Source organism: Serratia sp. Je.1.23.a (assembly GCF_051129805.1).
Lineage (GTDB): Bacteria > Pseudomonadota > Gammaproteobacteria > Enterobacterales > Enterobacteriaceae > Serratia > Serratia liquefaciens.
In genome coordinates, this window is the sequence record NZ_JBCPSR010000005.1 from 319,535 (window position 1) to 337,027 (window position 17,493).

The window sequence follows — 17,493 nt, forward strand, 5'->3', positions numbered from 1 at the left end:
CAAATTGAACAGAAACAGGCAAGATTTAGACATTTTCAGGCATTTCCCTCCCCGCTCTCAGCTTTTATCATCAATGTTCCCTCTGTGGCCCTTTGCCGTACTCAGGCCACGTCCACCGGCACCCTACTGCCGGAAGCCGTTCCCCCCATACACTGATGACTGGAGTTACCATGAACATTACGCACGCCTATGCCGCGCATGACGCCAAATCAGCGTTAGTTCCTTTTGATTACACGCCGCGCACCTTGCGCGACCACGATGTGCAAATCAAGGTTCTGTTCTGTGGCGTCTGCCATTCGGATTTACACCAGGCCCGCAACGAATGGAGCAACACTCTTTTTCCGGTGGTTCCCGGCCACGAAATTGTGGGGCGCGTGAGCGCCGTCGGCAACCATGTGTCACGCTATCAGGTCGGCGATTTGGTCGGCGTGGGCTGTATGGTGGACTCCTGCCGCAGCTGTCCGAGCTGTGACGAGGGTCTGGAGCAATATTGTGAAAATGGGTTTACCGGCACCTATAACGGTGAGGATCGACAAACCGGCGCCACCACCTACGGCGGCTACTCCACCGATATGGTAGTAGATCAGGACTTTGTACTTCGCGTACCGGAAAACCTCGATCCTGCCGGTGTCGCCCCCTTACTGTGCGCCGGTATCACCACCTATTCCCCGCTGCGTCAATGGGGCGCCGGTCCGGGTAAAAAGGTGGGCATCGTCGGTCTCGGCGGGCTGGGGCACATGGGCGTTAAACTGGCCCGGGCGATGGGAGCGCATGTGGTGCTGTTCACGACTTCAGCGTCCAAAGTCGAAGATGCCAAACGCCTCGGCGCTCACGAAGTGGTGATCTCACGCAATCCGGAAGAGATGGCGCAGCACACCAACAGTTTCGATTTTATTCTTAACACGGTGGCGGCCCAGCACGATCTGAACCCGTTCCTCAATCTGCTACGCCGTGACGGCACCCTGACGCTGGTTGGCGCACCGGAGCACGACCATCCGTCACCGCAGGTGTTTAACCTGATCATGAAGCGTCGTCGCATCGCCGGTTCACTGATTGGCGGCATTGCAGAAACCCAGGAGATGCTGGATTTCTGCGGCCAGCACGGCATTACCTCGGATATCGAACTGATCCCGATGCAGCAAATCAATGAAGCTTTCGAGCGGATGCTGAAAAGCGACGTGAAATATCGCTTCGTGGTGGATATCGACTCTTTGCGAGCCTAAGCCTCTCGGGCGCCCACAGCGGCGCCCGATTTTCTTACAGCTGCTTTATCACTCGCGCCGGATTGCCGCCGACCACGCAGTTCGCAGGCACGTCCTTGGTCACCACCGCACCGGACGCCACCACCACGTTATCCCCCAGCGTAACGCCAGGATTAATCACCGCACGACCGCCAATCCACACATTATTGCCAATGCGCACCGGCTTGCCGAACTCCGCCCCGCCCACGCGGGTTTCCGCATCCAGCGGATGGGTGGCGGTATAAATATGCACTCCAGGCGCCAGCAGGCAGTTATCACCGATATGCACTTCGCATACGTCGAGGATCACGCAGTCAAAATTGGCGTAGAAATTCTTCCCCAGATAGATGTTGTAGCCGTAATCGCAGCGAAACGTCGGCTCGATAGTGCCCCCCTGATACTGGCCCAACAATTCTGCCAATCCCTGTTTACGCAGGTCGCCCTCATCCGGTGACGAATGGTTGTAACGGTGGACCAATTGGCGTGCGCGCTTGCGCTCGCTGCGCAACAGTTCGTCGCCGGCGTCGTACAATTCACCGGCAATCATTTTGCGTTTTTCTTCACTCATCGCCATCTCGCGGCATCCTTTGGTATTTCGGCTTATTGATTAAAAAGCCTAGTCTTTCCTCATCAACAATAAAACGGGAACGTTCCCAATATCGAATCGCGATCACAGTTTGGCGGGAAAACAGAAGAAATAAACGAAGGACTCAGGCAGGCGCTACACCTGCCGTTATCTATGGCTAGGCGCGCAATTCCTGGCGCACATGGTCGGGTAACCCTTCCAGCACCAGCTGATAGGAACTGTCGATCAACGTATAGAACTGTGAGTTCGGCAGATTGCCATCAAGAAAGACCGTATTCCAGTGTGCCTTGTTCAGACCGACGCAGGGGACGATCTCCGGGTGATGCTCCCGTAGGCTTTCCGCCAGTTCCGGGCTGGATTTTACCGCCAAAGCAGGTCGCCCCTGTACCTCGCACACCATGGCGAACATAACGTCGCCGACTTTGATCTGGCTGGCCTGCCACTGGTTCTGGTCGCTCTGTTCCGCGCCCGGTTTCGCCATGCAGTATTCCAGCAATGCTGTGTTATTCATTGGGTTATTCCCCCTGTAACGTGGCCACAACCCGGCGTGAACCGCCGTGGATGCGGTGCTCCCCCAGCCAAATTCCCTGCCATGTGCCCAGCATCAGCCGCCCGTGACCGACAGGCAGCGTCAACGACGTGCCCAACAGAGAGGATTTGATGTGCGCCGGCATGTCGTCCGGCCCTTCGTAGTCATGCTGATAGGGTGCGTTCTCTGGCACCTGACGCAGGAAATGCTGCTCCATGTCGGCTCGCACCGTAGGATCGCAGTTCTCGTTCAGCGTCAGCGAGGCCGAGGTATGCTGCAATAACAGATGCAGCAGGCCAGTTTGCAGGCGGTGTAAGTGGGTTAGCTGGTCAGTAATCTCTTCGGTAACCAGATGAAAACCACGCGCTTTTGCGCTGAGGATTAGCGTTTGCTGATGCCACATAAGTGAGCGCCCCTCAATCAGTATATTCTCTCTCCAGTTTGCGGCAACTCTGGCGGCAAACCGACAACAAAAAAGGAGCGATATCGCTATCGCTCCCTGGCTAACGTCAGTTTACCCTAACAGCTTTTACTGCACGGCGGCAAACGCCTCGGCCACCTGATGCACGTTGTGGTGGTTCAGGCCAGCCATGCAAACGCGTCCACTGTGGATCAGGTACACGCCGAACTCTTCACGCAGGCGATCAACCTGTGCAGCGCTAAAGCCGGTGTAGCTGAACATGCCGCGCTGTGCGAGCAGATAATCGAAGTTCCGTTGCGGCAGGGCGATTTTCAGCGCTTCCACCAGCGTCTTGCGCATCTCGAGAATACGGGTGCGCATGGTTTCCACTTCGGCCAACCACTGGGCTTTCAGCTGCGCGTCGTTCAGCACCTTAGCCACCACCTGCGCACCGAAGTTCGGCGGGCTGGAGTAGTTGCGACGCACCGTGGCCTTCAGTTGCCCCAACACGCGTCCGGCCGCTTCTTCGCTTTCACACACCACCGACAGGCCGCCGACGCGTTCGCCGTACAGCGAGAAAATTTTCGAGAAGGAATTGCTCACCAGGCATGGCAGACCGGCCGCAGCAATAGTGCGGATAGCGTAGGCATCATCGGCAATGCCGCCACCGAAGCCCTGATAAGCGATATCGAGGAACGGGATCAGTTCACGCTCGGCGATCACTTTGACCACTTCATCCCACTGAGTGTGGGTCAGGTCGGAACCTGTCGGGTTATGGCAGCACGGGTGCAGCAGTGCGATGCTGTGCTTCGGCAGCTGTTTCAACGCGCTCAGCATGGCGTCAAATTTCACGCCCAGGCTTTCGCTGTCGAAGTACGGATAAGTGTTCACTTTGAACCCAGCGCCGCCAAAGATGGCAACGTGGTTTTCCCAGGTCGGATCGCTGACCCACACCTGCGAATCCGGGAAGTAGCTTTTCAGGAAGTCGGCACCGACTTTCAGCGCGCCGGAACCGCCCACGGTTTGAATGGTGGCGATGCGCCCTTGCTGCAGCATCGGGTGTTCGGCACCGAACAGCAAATGTTGGATCGCCGTGCGGTAAGGCAGCAGACCTTCCATCGGCAGGTACACCGATGCCCCATGATCCACGCTGTTCAGTTGCGCTTCTGCCGCAGCAACCGCTTTCATCTGCGGGATAATACCCTGCTCATCATAGTAAAGGCCGATACTCAGGTTAACCTTGTGCGCACGTGAGTCTTTTTTGAATTTTTCCATCAGCGACAGGATCGGGTCACCTGCGTAGGCATCAACATTCTGGAACACGGATTATTCTCCTGGATTATGGTGAGTAGGCACAGCGTTACGCTCCTAATATAGACGGAAAAGGCCGTTCAGTTTGAGCTTTATCTCGCAACCGGCAACAAACCATTTTCCTTGATTCGGTTGAGCACCACCGCCGTTTTGATATGCGCCACGCTTTTGTGGCGGGACAGCGTCTGGCTGATCAAATCGTCCAGTGCCGGCAGGTCCGCCACCGCAACCTTCAGCAGATAATCAGCATCGCCAGTGGTTTTGTAAGCGTCAAGAATGGCGTCCACTTCTTCCAGCATCTGGTGGAAACTGTCGATCTGCTCCTGAGCATGGTGGGTAAGACTTACTTCTATCAGGCCAACCAACCCTAGCCCGACGGCCTCCGGTGCCAGTCGCGCGTGGTAACCGCGGATCAGTTGCGCCTGTTCCAGGCTGATACGCCGCCGCGAACACTGGGATGCAGACAGCCCCACCAGATCGCTCAGCTCCTGATTGGTCAGACGGCCATTGGCCTGTAACAGCGTCAGGATTTTCATATCAAAATCGTCAATGTTGTACATAGCCACCTGTAAACTGTGTTAATAAATGTTGACGTTACAGCCTATCAGTTTTTTGACTGTGGATACCCTTCCCGCGCCGAGGTTGTGAAGCGCACAGCAGCAATGCCGGACGTTTCCGCCTGCCAATGGCATAAAAAACGGGTAACTCGCGCAAGTCAGCAACAATGAGCGGTTAAATAGCGCATAAAACCACGAATGTATAATAAGGACGCCGATGAAAAGATTTCTCCCTCTCGCACTGCTGGTTGCCGCCGGAGGCGCCAGCGCACAATCGCATTTGGATAAGGTGATACAACAAGGCACGCTGGAAGTGTGTACCACCGGCGATTACAAACCCTATACCTTCCAAAAAGAAGACGGCAGCTACGAAGGCATTGATATCGCCATGGCGGAATCGCTGGCAAAAAGCCTCGGCGCCAAGGTGAAATGGGTGAAAACCAGTTGGAAAACCCTGACGCCGGACTTTGTCGCCGGCAAATGTGATATCGCCATGGGCGGCATCTCGGTCACGCTGCAACGTCAAAAGCAGGTGTTCTTCGCCGACCCGTTGGATACCGACGGCAAGATCCCGTTAGTGCGCTGCACCGACGTGAAGAAATACCGCACCATTGACCAGATCAATAAAGCGTCCGTACGCCTGCTTGAGCCAGCGGGCGGCACCAACGAGGCCTTTGTCCACGCCTATCTGCCCAAGGCCAAACTGACGTTGACCCATGATAATTTGGGGATTTTCCAGCAGTTGGTCGACAAGAAAGCCGATGTGATGATTACCGACGCTTCCGAGGCGCAGTATCAGCAAAAACGCTATCCGAAGCTGTGCGCGGTCAACCCGAAAAAGCCGATGCAGTATGGCGAAAAGGCTTACATGCTGCCGCGTGACGATTTGAGCTGGAAGCTGTATGTGGATCAGTGGCTGCACCTGGCCAAGGCGACCGGTGAGTATCAAAGCATTATCGATCAGTGGTTGGCAGTGAAGAAGTAACTCAATATAACGGGGCCGCTGCCTGGCGGCCCCTCAATGGACTTATTCGCCGATATATTCCATCGCCACGCGCTGCGTCAGTTTGGTAATCAGTTCATAAGCACTGATGCCGGTGCATTCGGCGATGCGTTCGACCGGTAACTCCTGCCCCCAAAGCACCACCTCATCCCCGACCTTGTCGGTCGCGTTCGGCCCCAGATCGACCGACATCATGTCCATCGACACCCGGCCCACGATCGGCACTTCACGGCCGTTGAGCCACACCGGCGTACCGGAAGGCGCGCTGCGCGGGTAACCGTCGCCGTAACCCATCGCCACCACGCCCAAGCGAGTATCACCTTCACTGACCCAGGTACCGCCGTAGCCTACGGACTCGCCGGCCTTGTGCTCACGCACCGCGATCAGGTTGGACTTCAGCGTCATCGCCGGCTGCAGATCAAACTGGCTGCCGTTGGCGTCCTCCATCGGCGAGACGCCATACAGGATAATGCCTGGGCGAACCCAGTCGTTATGCGCATCCGGCCACAGCAGGGTACCGCCGGAGGCGGCAATAGAACGCTGGCCCGGTTTACCACGGGCAAACTGTTCAAAGCACTGCATTTGTTTGAGCGTGGCATCGGAACTCGGCTCATCGGCACGGCTGAAGTGGCTCATGATATTCACCGGCTGCACCACATTGCGGCAGGCGCTCAGACGCTGATAAAACGCCTCGGCATGCTCAGGGCGGACCCCCAGACGATGCATGCCGGTATCCAGCTTCATCCACACCGGCACCGGACGCGCCAGCGTGGCCTGCTCCAGTGCTTCAAGCTGTTCGATACTGTGCACGGCGGTTTCGATGTTATTGGCCACCAGCACCGGCAGATCCTCGGCCGAGAAGAAGCCCTCGAGCATCAGGATGGGTTTGACGATGCCGCCGGAGCGCAGCTTCAACGCCTCGCCAATGCGGGCCACGCCGTAACAGTCGGCATCTTGCAGGGTGTGAGCTGTTTCCAGCAGGCCATGTCCATAAGCGTTTGCTTTCACAACGGCAATCAGGCGACTTTGTGGCGCCTGACGGCGCACCTGTTGCAGATTATGTCGCAGAGCGCGGCGGTCGATTACAGCGGTTGCCGCTTTCATTTCAGTTCCTTAGCTGATTATTCGTCATCATACTGTGGCCCCGCATAGTTATCGAAGCGCGACCACTGGCCGTTAAAGGTAAGGCGTACGGTACCGATTGGACCGTTACGCTGCTTACCCAGAATAATTTCGGCAATCCCTTTCAGATCGCTGTTCTCGTGATAAACCTCATCACGGTAGATGAACATAATCAGGTCGGCATCCTGCTCGATGGAGCCGGACTCACGCAGGTCGGAGTTGACCGGGCGCTTGTCGGCGCGCTGCTCCAGGCTTCGGTTCAGCTGCGACAGCGCCACCACCGGTACCTGCAGCTCTTTCGCTAGGGCTTTTAACGAGCGGGAGATCTCGGCGATTTCCAACGTTCGGTTGTCGGAGAGCGACGGCACGCGCATCAACTGCAGGTAGTCGATCATGATCAGGCTGATGCCGTCATGTTCACGGAAAATACGCCGCGCACGGGAGCGCACTTCGGTTGGCGTCAGGCCAGAGGAGTCGTCAATGTACATATTGCGCTTCTCCAACAGGATACCCATGGTGCTGGAAATTCGCGCCCAGTCCTCGTCATCGAGCTGGCCGGTACGAATACGGGTCTGATCCACACGTGACAGCGAGGCCAGCATACGCATCATGATCTGGTTGCAGGGCATTTCCAGGCTGAAAATCAGCACGGGCTTGTCCTGCGTCATCGCGGCGTGTTCGCACAGGTTCATGGCAAAGGTGGTTTTACCCATTGCAGGACGGGCGGCGACGATGATCAGATCCGATTTTTGCAAACCGGCGGTTTTCTTATTGAGATCCTGATAGCCGGTATCCACCCCGGTCACACCATCGTGCGGCTGCTGATACAGCTGCTCAATACGCGCAACGGTATCTTCCAGGATACGCTCGATCCCTTTCGGACCTTCATCTTTGCTGGCACGGTTTTCCGCGATTTGGAATACCCGCGATTCGGCTAAATCAAGCAAATCTTCACTGCTGCGCCCCTGCGGATCGTAGCCAGCGTCAGCGATCTCATTGGCCACCGAGATCATCTCACGCACTACCGCACGTTCACGCACGATATCCGCATAAGCGCCGATGTTGGCAGCGCTTGGGGTGTTTTTCGATAATTCGGCCAGATAGGCGAAGCCGCCGACAGAGTCCAGTTCGCCCCGCTGTTCCAGCGATTCGGACAGGGTGATCAAATCGATAGGCCGACTCATCTCCAGCAGGCGCTGCATCTCGGTAAAGATCAGGCGGTGCGGGCGGCTGAAGAAATCATTGGAGACCACGCGTTCCGCCACGTTATCCCAGCGTTCGTTATCCAGCATCAAACCGCCCAACACTGACTGCTCAGCCTCCAGCGAATGTGGCGGCATCTTCAGCCCTTCCATCTGGCGATCGCGGGGACGTTCTCTGGCTTCGTCTGCGTTTGTTTTGTTGGTTGGTTTTTTTCCTGCCATGAAGCGTATTCTTAATCCGGTTGCGAATGAAGGATCCTGACGCGAGAGTATACGTGATTTTTATCTGTGATTCCTGCGGCATAACCGATGCAAAAAAGGTATCAATCCGCGCGCGGACAAACTGGATCGCCAATACTAAAACGCGTAGGGTGAAATCAGACACCCACACGAGGTACTGATATGGCCAAGCGCATTCAATTCTCCGCCACCGGCGGCCATGAAGTGTTGCAATACGTTGATTTTACCCCACCAGACCCGGCAGCCGGTGAGGTGCAGATCGAGAACAAGGCGATCGGCATCAACTATATCGACACCTACATACGCAGCGGGTTATACCCGCCCGCCAGCCTGCCAAGCGGGTTGGGCACCGAGGCGGCCGGGGTGGTCACCAAGATCGGCGCAGGAGTCAGCGCGCTGAAACCGGGTGACCGCGTGGTTTACGCCCAGTCAACGCTCGGTGCTTACAGCGAAGTGCACAACGTCGCGCAGGAAAAAGTGGCCATCCTGCCGCACAATCTGAGTTTCGAGCAAGGGGCAGCCTCATTCCTGAAGGGGCTGACGGTGCATTACCTGCTGCGTCAAACCCATGAGGTGCAGCCGGGTGAAGTATTCCTGTTCCATGCTGCCGCAGGCGGTGTCGGGTTGATTGCCTGCCAGTGGGCCAAAGCGCTCGGGGCAAGGTTAATCGGCAGCGTCGGTTCCGACGAAAAAGCCGAGCTGGCGAAGCGTGCCGGCGCCTGGGCCACCATCAATTACCATAAGGAAGACATCGCCCAGCGCGTCGCCGAACTGACCCAGGGCGAAAAAGTCGGCGTGGTGTATGACTCTGTGGGCCAAAGCACCTGGCAAGCCTCGCTCAATAGCCTGAAGCGACGCGGGCTGATGGTGAGCTTTGGCAACGCCTCCGGCCCGGTTACCGGAGTCGATCTGGCGTTGCTGAACCAGAAAGGCTCTCTGTATGTCACTCGCCCTTCCCTCAATGGCTACATCACCAGCCGCGCGGAACTGCAATTTGCCAGCAATGAGCTGTTTTCATTGATCGGCAGCGGGGCCATCAAGGTCGACGTGAAGGAAGAGCAGAAGTTTGCGCTGGCTGACGCACAACGTGCGCATCAGGTGCTGGAAAGCCGTAATACCAGCGGCTCAAGCCTGCTGATCCCTGGTCGTTGAGTTGGAAAAAAGATCGGTAAAATTAGGTATAACGTGCGGTGGTACATCGTCTAAAGGCGAAGAGTGGAATATGATCTTCCGGCAATTCATGTTGTTCAATAGGGAAATAGCTCTGAAATGAAAATAAAAATGCTAGTTACAGCGCTGGTTTTCGCCGCAGCTCCAGCGTTGGCCGCCGCAGCGCAGGCAGCGACGCCAAACGCAGAAAAAGACGCATTGATGAAATACCCTTACTCTGCCGCCTATACGCAATGTATGAGCAAACCAGATCTCAATACACCAAGTATGGCTGCCTGCATTGAAACAGAGTTCAAGCTCTGGGATGCACGCCTGAACAAGTCCTATAAGGAAGCGCTCAAGTTTAAGGCAGCCCCAAAAGCCTGGCGTGAGGCACAGCGTAACTGGCTGAAGTTCAAAGACAGCCAATGCCAGGCGCTGGTGGCAGCACCGCATGGCTCCGGCGATGCGCTGGATGCGGCTTCATGCGAACTGAACATGACCATTGAACGTACGTTGCAACTTGAAAGCGACAACTGGCCAAGATCTTAATATTGCTGGATTATCAGTAACAAAAAGGGCTCCGTAAGGAGCCCTTTTTGTTACTGCGTTTGTAGGGGTAGAGCAGAGTCCGCCAGAGACAGTGGGTTGCTTGAGCAACGCTCGTATTGGGTATTATTGTCTCTTGCGGTGATGAAATCGGTCGCATCGCTGCATCGGCAAACATCCTAACAGCCCCGAGGCGCAAAAAAAATGGCTAATGCGCCGCACCGGCCGTTTAAACGTCAAGCTGTGATCGCTGCCGCATTAAGAACGCATCTGTTGCTCGATTTTCAGCGTGACCGACTGATTATTCGACAAAAAATTAATAGCGGCGTATTGAAGGCTTCTGCATTGAACGGTAGATCCAAACGCCAACCACCGCCAAAATCAGCCACGGCAACAGCTTAATCACCATCGCAAACAGCCCGCCAATCAGCATGAATGCCGCGGCCACCAGCAACGCTGCGAATACGCCCAGCAACGAAATGCCCGTCACCATCAGCATGACGACAAAGCCGACCAGAAAGAAGAGTTCCAACATGATTTTGCTCCTTCGCAAAACAAAGTATCTGCGAAGGTATTACAAGAAGCGTGCCAAGATGGTGAGAGGACTAAGTTATTGAAATTGAAAAAAAGGCATGCCACATCACGCAACATGCCTGGTCAAAAACACTAACTGTTAGTCAGAATTTTATCTCTATTACGCCATCTCGGTGCGCGGTAGGCGAACCAAATCCAGCGCCTGCTCAACAACGCGTGCATCGGCCCCTGGCTTATGGGCATTCTCACTCAGGTGACGGCGCCACTGACGGGCACCGGGCACGCCCTGGAACAACCCAAGGATATGGCGGGTGATATGGCCCAAATAAGTGCCCTTCGACAGCTCGCGTTCAATGTACGGATACAGCGATTCGATAATCGCTATGCTGTCCATAACGTCGCTTTGGCAGCCAAACAGTTCACTGTCGACCCGCGCCAGGATGCCCGGGTTCTGGTAGGCTTCGCGCCCCATCATCACGCCATCCAGATGCTGCAGATGCTGTTTCGCCTCTTCCAGCGTTTTCACCCCCCCGTTAATCGCCAGAGTGAGCGTCGGAAAATCCCTTTTTAACTGGTACACGCGCGGATAATCCAGCGGCGGCACTTCGCGGTTCTCTTTCGGACTCAGGCCCGACAGCCATGCCTTGCGGGCATGAATGGTAAACATGTCACATTCACCGCGCCCGGCGACGGTGGCGATGAAATCGCACAGAAACTCGTAGCTGTCCTGATCGTCAATACCAATGCGGGTTTTCACCGTCACCGGGATCGACACCACGTCGCGCATCGCCTTGATGCAGTCGGCAACCAGCGTTGCCTGCCCCATCAGGCAGGCACCGAACATGCCGTTCTGTACCCTATCCGACGGGCAACCGACGTTGAGGTTGATCTCGTCATAGCCGCGCTGCTCAGCCAGTTTGGCGCAGTGCGCCAGCGCAGCCGGATCGCTGCCGCCCAGTTGCAGCGCCACAGGATGTTCTTCTTCGCTGTAGGCCAGATAGTCGCCCTTACCGTGGATAATCGCGCCGGTAGTCACCATCTCGGTGTACAGCAAGGTTTCCTTGGTCAACAAGCGGTGGAAGTAACGGCAATGACGATCGGTCCAGTCGAGCATCGGCGCGATGGAAAAACGATTGGCGGCGTATTTTGGGGCGTTATTGTCTGTCGTCATGCTGGGCTACTGGCTACCTGATTCTGTCTGGGGTTTAACGAACGGCATGCTGCCGCAAACGGCTATTATAACGACAATCGGCGGCGTTGGGAAAACCGCTGTGTCGCCGATAAAAAAGCACCGGCAAAAGCGAATAAAAAGAGGCTGTCAGGTGTTCTCTCTGTAAGGCCGCAGTTCTGCGTCCTTCATGATGAGGAAATAACCATGAACAGTTTCGTTAAACGCCTGCTGCTGCCAGTCATTGCCGGTTCACTGCTGTTTTCCGGTACCGCTCTGGCGATGGGCGGCGATGGCAGCGGTCAAACCACGCCAACCTGCCCCAAAGGCCAGATATACGATACGAAAACCAAAACCTGCATGGTGGATAAAAGCAGCATGGTCAGCGACAACGATCGCACGAACTATGCCTATGCGCTGGCCAAAAGCGGCCGCTATCAGGAAGCGCTGGATGTGCTGAATACCCTCAAAAATCCCAACACTGCCGTGGCGCTGAATTACCGCGGCTATGCCACCCGCAAGCTCGGCCGCACCGACGAAGGGATCGGCTACTATTTAAAATCAGTGGCGCTCGATCCGAAATACCCCAAAGTCCGCGAGTATCTGGGTGAGGCTTATATGATCAAAGGGCGTCAGGACCTGGCGAAGGAGCAGCTTAAGGTTATTCAATCGCTGTGCGGTACCGGTTGTGAAGAGTACCGAGATCTGGCGGCGGCTATCGATCATCACCCTGAATCGTAAAACCCGGAGGCAAACATCAGCAGCGACGCGATCCGCAGCGAAATCGGCCAATATCTTTCCCGCCTGTGGCGCTATGGCTTGGTGCTGTCCCACCGGCGGGACGTAGCCGACGACTTGGTGCAGGCCACCTGCGTGCGGGCGTTGGAACGCGCCGCACAGTTTGCCGTGGGAACGCGTATGGACCGCTGGTTATTTTCCATTCTTCACTCCATCTGGTTGAACGAGGTCCGCTCTCAGCACATTCGCCAGGGACAGGGCTTTGTCGACGTTGACGAACTGGCCGGTGCGGAAAACGGCGAGCAGCCGATTTGGGCCAATGAAGTGATGCAACGGGTTAATCAACTGCCGGAGGCGCAGCGCAATACGTTGTTTCTGGTGTACGTGGAGGAACTTTCTTACCGGGAAGCCGCTGAGGTGCTGGGTGTGCCCATTGGCACCATCATGAGCCGTCTGGCGGCGGCACGGCTGCGGTTGGCGAACGACAGCCTGCTGCAAACCCGTACCCCGCAGGTAAAAGGAGAACAATCATGAGTTCAGCCTACGCAACGGATGAACTGCTGGTCGCCTATCTGGATAATCAGTTGGACCCACAGCAACGCCACCGGCTGGAACAGCGTCTGGCCGGCGAACCGGCGTTGGCAGAACGCTTGTCGTTGCTGGAGCGCAGCAGCTTGCCCTTTAAGCAAGCCTTTGCGCCTTTGCTTGATGAAGCGCCGGTGCAAAGATTGCAGGCAGACTGGCCGCAAGCCTCCTCTGCACCACCGCATAGCGTCAGCCGCCGTGGCCTGATTGCCGCCGCCGTCGCTTTTCTGGCACTGGGCATCGCAGGCGATCGCGCCTATCTGCAGCTCAGCCAACCGGATGACAACTGGCGGAGCCTGGTCGCTCAATATATGGCGTTGTACACCCCGGAAACGCTGATGGGTTTTGAAGGCTCCGCAGCGCAGATTGCCAGTCAGCTACAGCACACCGGTGATCGGCTGGGCATCGCGCTTCCTCTGTCGCAGCTGACGTTGCAAGGGGCCGAACTGAAAAACGCCCGTGTGCTGGCGTACGACGATCGCCGTATTGCTCAATTAACCTGGTTGGATGCGCGGTACGGTGTTTTGGCACTGTGTATTATCCAGCAACCGGGCAAGTCGCAGCCCGCCGAGAGCGAACAACGCCTGGGAATGAATGTGGTCTATTGGTCCGATAGCAGACACAGTTTCATGCTGATTGGCCATAACCCGGCAGTGGAAATGGTCAGATTGGCCAGTCAATTACAGCGTTCGCTGACCGCCTAAGAGCCTACGCGAAGCCATAGCCTGCGAGAACGGCACGGAACATCGTGAATATCATCACATTTCCGGCTAACAACGGGCGCTAAACCGGACGTTTAATGCGGCATATTGGCAGAAAAGTGGCCGACTCTCGGCGATTTGGCTGAAGCATGGTAAAATCGGCTTTTTTACGTACCGGGAAATTTGCCATGAACTCAAGCACCCAGGAAAAGCTGCTGGCGCAGGCTGAACAACTCTGTCAGCAACGCAATGTGCGACTGACACCGCAGCGGCTGGAAGTGTTACGCCTGATGGCACAACAGCCCGGTGCCATCAGCGCTTACGACCTGCTGGATTTGCTGCGCGTAGCCGAACCCCAGGCCAAACCCCCCACGGTTTACCGTGCATTGGATTTCCTGTTGGAACAAGGCTTTATTCATCGCGTGGAATCGGCGAACAGCTATGTGTTGTGCCATCATTTCGAACAGCCGATGCATACTTCCGCACTGTTTATTTGCGATCGCTGCGGCCAAGTGACTGAGCGCACAACCGAAGGGATCGAAGAGACGCTGCAAAAGCTGGCGAAAGAGTCGGGATTTGCCCTGCGTCACAGCGTGGTAGAAGCCCATGGTCTGTGTGAGGGTTGCGTTGAGGTAGAAGCCTGCGATAGCAAACATGATTGCGGCGAACACGATCACAGCATCGCTATCAAGAAGAAATAAGAGGGTATCAGGTACCTCCCTGTACCTTCGGCCATAGCGTCAAGGGGATGAAACGCCTGACCATCAGCATAGTTTACGGCCGCAATCCGCTGCGGCCTATCGCACTACCAGCGATACTTGTTGTGGTCTTCCCAGGATTTCACTTCTTTCTCGGCCGCCTCTTTCTGGTAGCCGTAGCGTTCCTGAATTTTACCGACAAGCTGTTCGCGTTTCCCTTCAATGACCGTCAAATCATCATCGGTCAGCTTGCCCCATTTTTCCTTCACTTTCCCTTTAAACTGCTTCCAGTTACCGTCGGCTTGATCTTTGTTCATAACCTCTCCGTTACCTGTGATTAGTCAGTTTTAAAAACTTGTCGCTGGGCTTAACTGAGTAATAATCATGGTCAATTGACCTAAAATGAAGGGAGTGTCATTCCAATTCATTCCGCCAGCCACATGATTAACTATAGCAACAGATATCGATAAAGAACAAAAAACCAGAATAAAAATTCAACAAACTAACAAAACGCAGTAAAACACCCGAAATAACAGTCAGTAAGCGGGACTAAATCGACGCGATAATATGTAACTCAATATGAATACAAAACATTAGTTAATTTTATGATAACGTCTCATTGTGAGCCGTTGGATCCGCGGCAAACCAGGTACCGCGCAGCCTGTGACGGTGCCAAATCCAGCCGAGCGCGATGCCGCGCAGAGAAAGAAAGACCGCCAGCGCCAGCCATAAACCATGATTGCCCAAGACGGGTACGGTCAGCAGCGTCAAACCATAGCCGGCCGCCGCCACTGCCATGCTGTTGCGCATTTCTGCTCCTCGGGTGGCGCCAATAAACATGCCGTCCAGCAAATAGCACCATACGCCCACCAATGGCAGCACCACCTGCCACGGCAGATAGTGGCCGGCCAGCGCACGCAGTTCCGGTAACGAGGTCAAGGCGGCGATAATATGCTGACCGGCAACGGCATAAACCAGGCCAAAGGCCAACGCGACCAGACAGGCTTGTCGGCAAGCCGCACGCCACACCTTGCGCAGTTGGCTATCGTCGCGCGCGCCATAGGCATGGCCAGAATGAGCTTCAACCGCGTAGGCAAAACCGTCGAGCGCATAGGCGGTAAAGGTCAGTAAGTTCATCAGCACCGCATTCACCGCCACTACTTCGCCGCCAAGCCGGGCACCGAAGATGGTCAAAGAAGCGAAGCACAGCTGCAGCAGCAGGGAACGCAGCATAATGTCGCGGTTCAGCGCCAGCAAACGCCGCAGGTTACCGCGCCAGGCAGTGCGCAGCATCGGCATGGAAATGCCACGTAGGCGCATGACCCGCCAGGACAGCCATAAGCCCAGCAGCAGCGTGGCATACTCAGAAATAGCTGTCGCCGTCGCCGCACCTTGCACGTTCCAGCCCAGCCCCATCACCAGCCAGATATCCAGTACAATATTCAATAAGTTGCCGACAATCAGCAGGATCACCGGCGCACGTACGTATTGCACGCCAAGCAGCCAGCCCAGGATAACCATGTTCGCCAATGCCGCCGGCGCGCTCAACCAGCGGATCTCGAGGAATAATCGGGCCTGCTCCAGCACCGCCTCGTCGCCACCGACGATTTTCAGCGCCAGTTCGATCAGCGGATGGCGCAGCAAGACAATGGCCACACCGGCCAACGCCGCCAGCAGCAGCGGTTGCATAAAGGCGCGCGCCAATCCCTGTGGGTTTTGTGCGCCCAGAGCCTGCGCAGTCAGACCGGTGGTGCTCATACGCAGGAACAACAACAGCATGAACAGGAAGCTGGTCGCCATGGCTCCTACCGCCACACCGCCCAGATAAACAGGGCTGTCGAGGTGACCGATCACTGCGGTATCCACCAGCCCAAGCAACGGCACGGTGATATTGGAGAAGATCATGGGCAGCGCCAGGCGCCACAAGGCTTTATCGGTATCGCTGGTGAAGGCGGAGAGCAGGCGCATAGTGAAATGTTCCCGTGGCAATGCGGTTTTAATCGGTCAGAAATGACATCGCCCCAGAGCTGGGGCGATTTAAATCAAAGGGCAGCGTGCAGGCTTATGGGTTAAACCCAGTCGCCGTTGCGGATCACGCCGACCGCCAAGCCTTCAATGGTGAAGTTCTGCTGACGCAGATCAACCACAATCGGCTGGAACTCACTGTTTTCCGGTAGCAGCTCAACCACGTTACCGTGCTTTTTCAGCCGCTTGACCGTAACTTCATCTTCGATGCGCGCCACAACCACCTGGCCATTACGCACGTCCTGAGTTTTATGCACCGCCAGCAGGTCACCGTCCAGAATACCGATATCACGCATCGACATGCCGTTAACCCGCAGCAGGAAATCCGCGCTCGGTTTGAACAGTGAAGGATCCACCTTGTAGTGACCTTCGATATGCTGCTGCGCCAGCAGCGGCTCACCGGCAGCCACGCGGCCAATCAGCGGTAAACCCTCTTCATCTTCCATCAGCAACCGAATGCCGCGCGAAGCGCCCGAGACGATTTCGATGACGCCTTTACGCGCCAGCGCTTTCAGATGTTCTTCTGCGGCATTTGGCGAACGGAACCCCAGACGCATGGCGATCTCGGCACGCGTCGGCGGCATGCCAGTGGACGAAATATGATCGCGAATCAGATCATAGACCTCTTGCTGTCTGGTAGTTAGTGCTTTCATTCCGCCCCCTGTTTGTTTATACAGTCTTGCTGTGAGTATATACAGGTAAGTGCGGCTTGGGAACCGAAGAATGAATAAAAATCAGGGATTAGCAACCCGGATCGCAACGAGCTTGCTCTGCTCAGACAAAGTGCTGCCACAGCACCGTGCCCCAAACAAACAGCGCCAAAATAACCGCCAGCAAAACTGCCGCCGACCCCATATCCTTGGCCCTGCCGGACAGCTCGTGATACTCGGTCCCCACCCGGTCAACAATCGCCTCAATCGCGCTGTTGAGCATCTCGACAATCATTACCAGCACCACCGACCCAATCAGTAAAATGCGCGCTATCGCACCCACGTCCAGCCAAATCGCCAGTATGATAGCCAGCACGGTCACCACCAACTCCTGGCGGAACGCCGCTTCGTGCTGCCAGGCAGCGGAAAAACCTTTATAAGAGTAGCCGGCGGCTTTAATAATACGGGTCAGGCCGGTTGCTTGGTTCGTCATGTTTTTAGTGCC

General features: G+C 55.9%; 21 protein-coding genes. 8 read left to right on the forward strand and 13 right to left on the reverse strand.

What is annotated here, in order from left to right:
- The first annotated feature begins 170 nt into the window (after nucleotides 1-170).
- On the forward strand, nucleotides 171-1,223 hold the full coding sequence (locus AAZT04_RS18830; protein ID WP_044553778.1) for an NAD(P)-dependent alcohol dehydrogenase: 1,053 nt from the start codon (nucleotides 171-173) through the stop codon (nucleotides 1,221-1,223).
- A gap of 34 nt (nucleotides 1,224-1,257) precedes the next feature.
- On the opposite strand, the gene maa is transcribed toward AAZT04_RS18830, so the two are convergent.
- The 5 genes from maa to AAZT04_RS18855 form a co-directional block, all read right to left on the reverse strand.
- Nucleotides 1,258-1,815 (reverse strand): maltose O-acetyltransferase, encoded by a 558-nt coding sequence (gene maa, locus AAZT04_RS18835; RefSeq protein ID WP_020837153.1) that lies wholly within the window; start codon nucleotides 1,813-1,815, stop codon nucleotides 1,258-1,260.
- Nucleotides 1,816-1,984: 169 nt separating this feature from the next.
- A complete protein-coding gene (locus tag AAZT04_RS18840; RefSeq protein ID WP_020837154.1) occupies nucleotides 1,985-2,338 on the reverse strand; it encodes an MmcQ/YjbR family DNA-binding protein in 354 nt (117 codons plus the stop codon).
- A gap of 4 nt (nucleotides 2,339-2,342) precedes the next feature.
- On the reverse strand, nucleotides 2,343-2,759 hold the full coding sequence (locus AAZT04_RS18845; protein WP_017894193.1) for a secondary thiamine-phosphate synthase enzyme YjbQ: 417 nt from the start codon (nucleotides 2,757-2,759) through the stop codon (nucleotides 2,343-2,345).
- 126 nt (nucleotides 2,760-2,885) lie between these two features.
- On the reverse strand, nucleotides 2,886-4,079 hold the full coding sequence (locus AAZT04_RS18850; protein ID WP_258090749.1) for an amino acid aminotransferase: 1,194 nt from the start codon (nucleotides 4,077-4,079) through the stop codon (nucleotides 2,886-2,888).
- Nucleotides 4,080-4,159: 80 nt separating this feature from the next.
- Nucleotides 4,160-4,627, reverse strand: coding sequence for an Lrp/AsnC family transcriptional regulator (locus AAZT04_RS18855; RefSeq protein WP_020837156.1), 468 nt, complete (start codon nucleotides 4,625-4,627; stop codon nucleotides 4,160-4,162).
- A gap of 214 nt (nucleotides 4,628-4,841) precedes the next feature.
- On the opposite strand from AAZT04_RS18855, the gene AAZT04_RS18860 reads away from it, so the two are divergent.
- Nucleotides 4,842-5,609 carry a transporter substrate-binding domain-containing protein gene (locus tag AAZT04_RS18860; RefSeq protein WP_020837157.1) on the forward strand — a complete coding sequence of 256 codons (768 nt, stop codon included), beginning with the start codon at nucleotides 4,842-4,844 and terminating at the stop codon, nucleotides 5,607-5,609.
- Between the two features lie 42 nt (nucleotides 5,610-5,651).
- On the opposite strand, the gene alr is transcribed toward AAZT04_RS18860, so the two are convergent.
- Both alr and dnaB read right to left on the reverse strand, forming a co-directional pair.
- Nucleotides 5,652-6,731: an alanine racemase gene (gene alr / locus AAZT04_RS18865; protein ID WP_122080334.1), complete on the reverse strand. Its 1,080-nt coding sequence runs from the start codon at nucleotides 6,729-6,731 to the stop codon at nucleotides 5,652-5,654.
- A gap of 17 nt (nucleotides 6,732-6,748) precedes the next feature.
- Nucleotides 6,749-8,173 carry a replicative DNA helicase gene (dnaB, locus tag AAZT04_RS18870; protein ID WP_020837159.1) on the reverse strand — a complete coding sequence of 475 codons (1,425 nt, stop codon included), beginning with the start codon at nucleotides 8,171-8,173 and terminating at the stop codon, nucleotides 6,749-6,751.
- A gap of 180 nt (nucleotides 8,174-8,353) precedes the next feature.
- Here dnaB and AAZT04_RS18875 point away from each other — a divergent pair, with 180 nt between their 5' ends.
- Together AAZT04_RS18875 and AAZT04_RS18880 are read left to right on the forward strand one after the other, a co-directional pair.
- Complete coding sequence (locus tag AAZT04_RS18875; protein ID WP_434681324.1) at nucleotides 8,354-9,343, forward strand: quinone oxidoreductase; 990 nt, start codon at nucleotides 8,354-8,356, stop codon at nucleotides 9,341-9,343.
- 117 nt (nucleotides 9,344-9,460) lie between these two features.
- Nucleotides 9,461-9,892, forward strand: a complete 432-nt coding sequence (locus AAZT04_RS18880) for a lysozyme inhibitor LprI family protein (RefSeq protein ID WP_048759938.1) — start codon at nucleotides 9,461-9,463, stop codon at nucleotides 9,890-9,892.
- Between the two features lie 313 nt (nucleotides 9,893-10,205).
- Here the strand turns inward: AAZT04_RS18880 and pspG are convergent, their stop codons facing one another.
- Both pspG and dusA read right to left on the reverse strand, forming a co-directional pair.
- The gene (pspG, locus tag AAZT04_RS18885; protein WP_020837162.1) at nucleotides 10,206-10,424 is read right to left on the reverse strand and encodes an envelope stress response protein PspG; all 219 of its coding nucleotides are present in this window, start codon (nucleotides 10,422-10,424) and stop codon (nucleotides 10,206-10,208) included.
- A gap of 159 nt (nucleotides 10,425-10,583) precedes the next feature.
- The gene (gene dusA / locus AAZT04_RS18890) at nucleotides 10,584-11,594 is read right to left on the reverse strand and encodes a tRNA dihydrouridine(20/20a) synthase DusA (RefSeq protein WP_048759940.1); all 1,011 of its coding nucleotides are present in this window, start codon (nucleotides 11,592-11,594) and stop codon (nucleotides 10,584-10,586) included.
- A 204-nt stretch (nucleotides 11,595-11,798) separates the two neighbouring features.
- On the opposite strand from dusA, the gene AAZT04_RS18895 reads away from it, so the two are divergent.
- The 4 genes from AAZT04_RS18895 to zur all read left to right on the forward strand — a co-directional run bounded on the left by AAZT04_RS18895 (nucleotide 11,799) and on the right by zur (nucleotide 14,316).
- On the forward strand, nucleotides 11,799-12,332 hold the full coding sequence (locus AAZT04_RS18895) for a tetratricopeptide repeat protein (protein ID WP_176984395.1): 534 nt from the start codon (nucleotides 11,799-11,801) through the stop codon (nucleotides 12,330-12,332).
- 42 nt (nucleotides 12,333-12,374) lie between these two features.
- Complete coding sequence (locus AAZT04_RS18900) at nucleotides 12,375-12,863, forward strand: RNA polymerase sigma factor (protein WP_071827058.1); 489 nt, start codon at nucleotides 12,375-12,377, stop codon at nucleotides 12,861-12,863.
- Complete coding sequence (locus AAZT04_RS18905; protein WP_048759944.1) at nucleotides 12,860-13,618, forward strand: anti-sigma factor family protein; 759 nt, start codon at nucleotides 12,860-12,862, stop codon at nucleotides 13,616-13,618. Before AAZT04_RS18900 ends, AAZT04_RS18905 begins: the two co-directional genes overlap by 4 nt.
- A 185-nt stretch (nucleotides 13,619-13,803) precedes the next feature.
- Nucleotides 13,804-14,316: a zinc uptake transcriptional repressor Zur gene (gene zur, locus AAZT04_RS18910; RefSeq protein WP_041415728.1), complete on the forward strand. Its 513-nt coding sequence runs from the start codon at nucleotides 13,804-13,806 to the stop codon at nucleotides 14,314-14,316.
- A 104-nt stretch (nucleotides 14,317-14,420) separates the two neighbouring features.
- On the opposite strand, the gene AAZT04_RS18915 is transcribed toward zur, so the two are convergent.
- The 4 genes from AAZT04_RS18915 to AAZT04_RS18930 all read right to left on the reverse strand — a co-directional run bounded on the left by AAZT04_RS18915 (nucleotide 14,421) and on the right by AAZT04_RS18930 (nucleotide 17,481).
- Nucleotides 14,421-14,630, reverse strand: coding sequence for a CsbD family protein (locus AAZT04_RS18915; protein ID WP_017894203.1), 210 nt, complete (start codon nucleotides 14,628-14,630; stop codon nucleotides 14,421-14,423).
- Nucleotides 14,631-14,916: 286 nt separating this feature from the next.
- Nucleotides 14,917-16,281 carry an MATE family efflux transporter DinF gene (gene dinF / locus AAZT04_RS18920; protein WP_020837168.1) on the reverse strand — a complete coding sequence of 455 codons (1,365 nt, stop codon included), beginning with the start codon at nucleotides 16,279-16,281 and terminating at the stop codon, nucleotides 14,917-14,919.
- Between the two features lie 101 nt (nucleotides 16,282-16,382).
- Nucleotides 16,383-16,991 carry a transcriptional repressor LexA gene (lexA, locus tag AAZT04_RS18925; RefSeq protein ID WP_037416119.1) on the reverse strand — a complete coding sequence of 203 codons (609 nt, stop codon included), beginning with the start codon at nucleotides 16,989-16,991 and terminating at the stop codon, nucleotides 16,383-16,385.
- 121 nt (nucleotides 16,992-17,112) lie between these two features.
- Nucleotides 17,113-17,481 carry a diacylglycerol kinase gene (locus tag AAZT04_RS18930; RefSeq protein ID WP_020837169.1) on the reverse strand — a complete coding sequence of 123 codons (369 nt, stop codon included), beginning with the start codon at nucleotides 17,479-17,481 and terminating at the stop codon, nucleotides 17,113-17,115.
- Nucleotides 17,482-17,493: the final 12 nt, after the last annotated feature.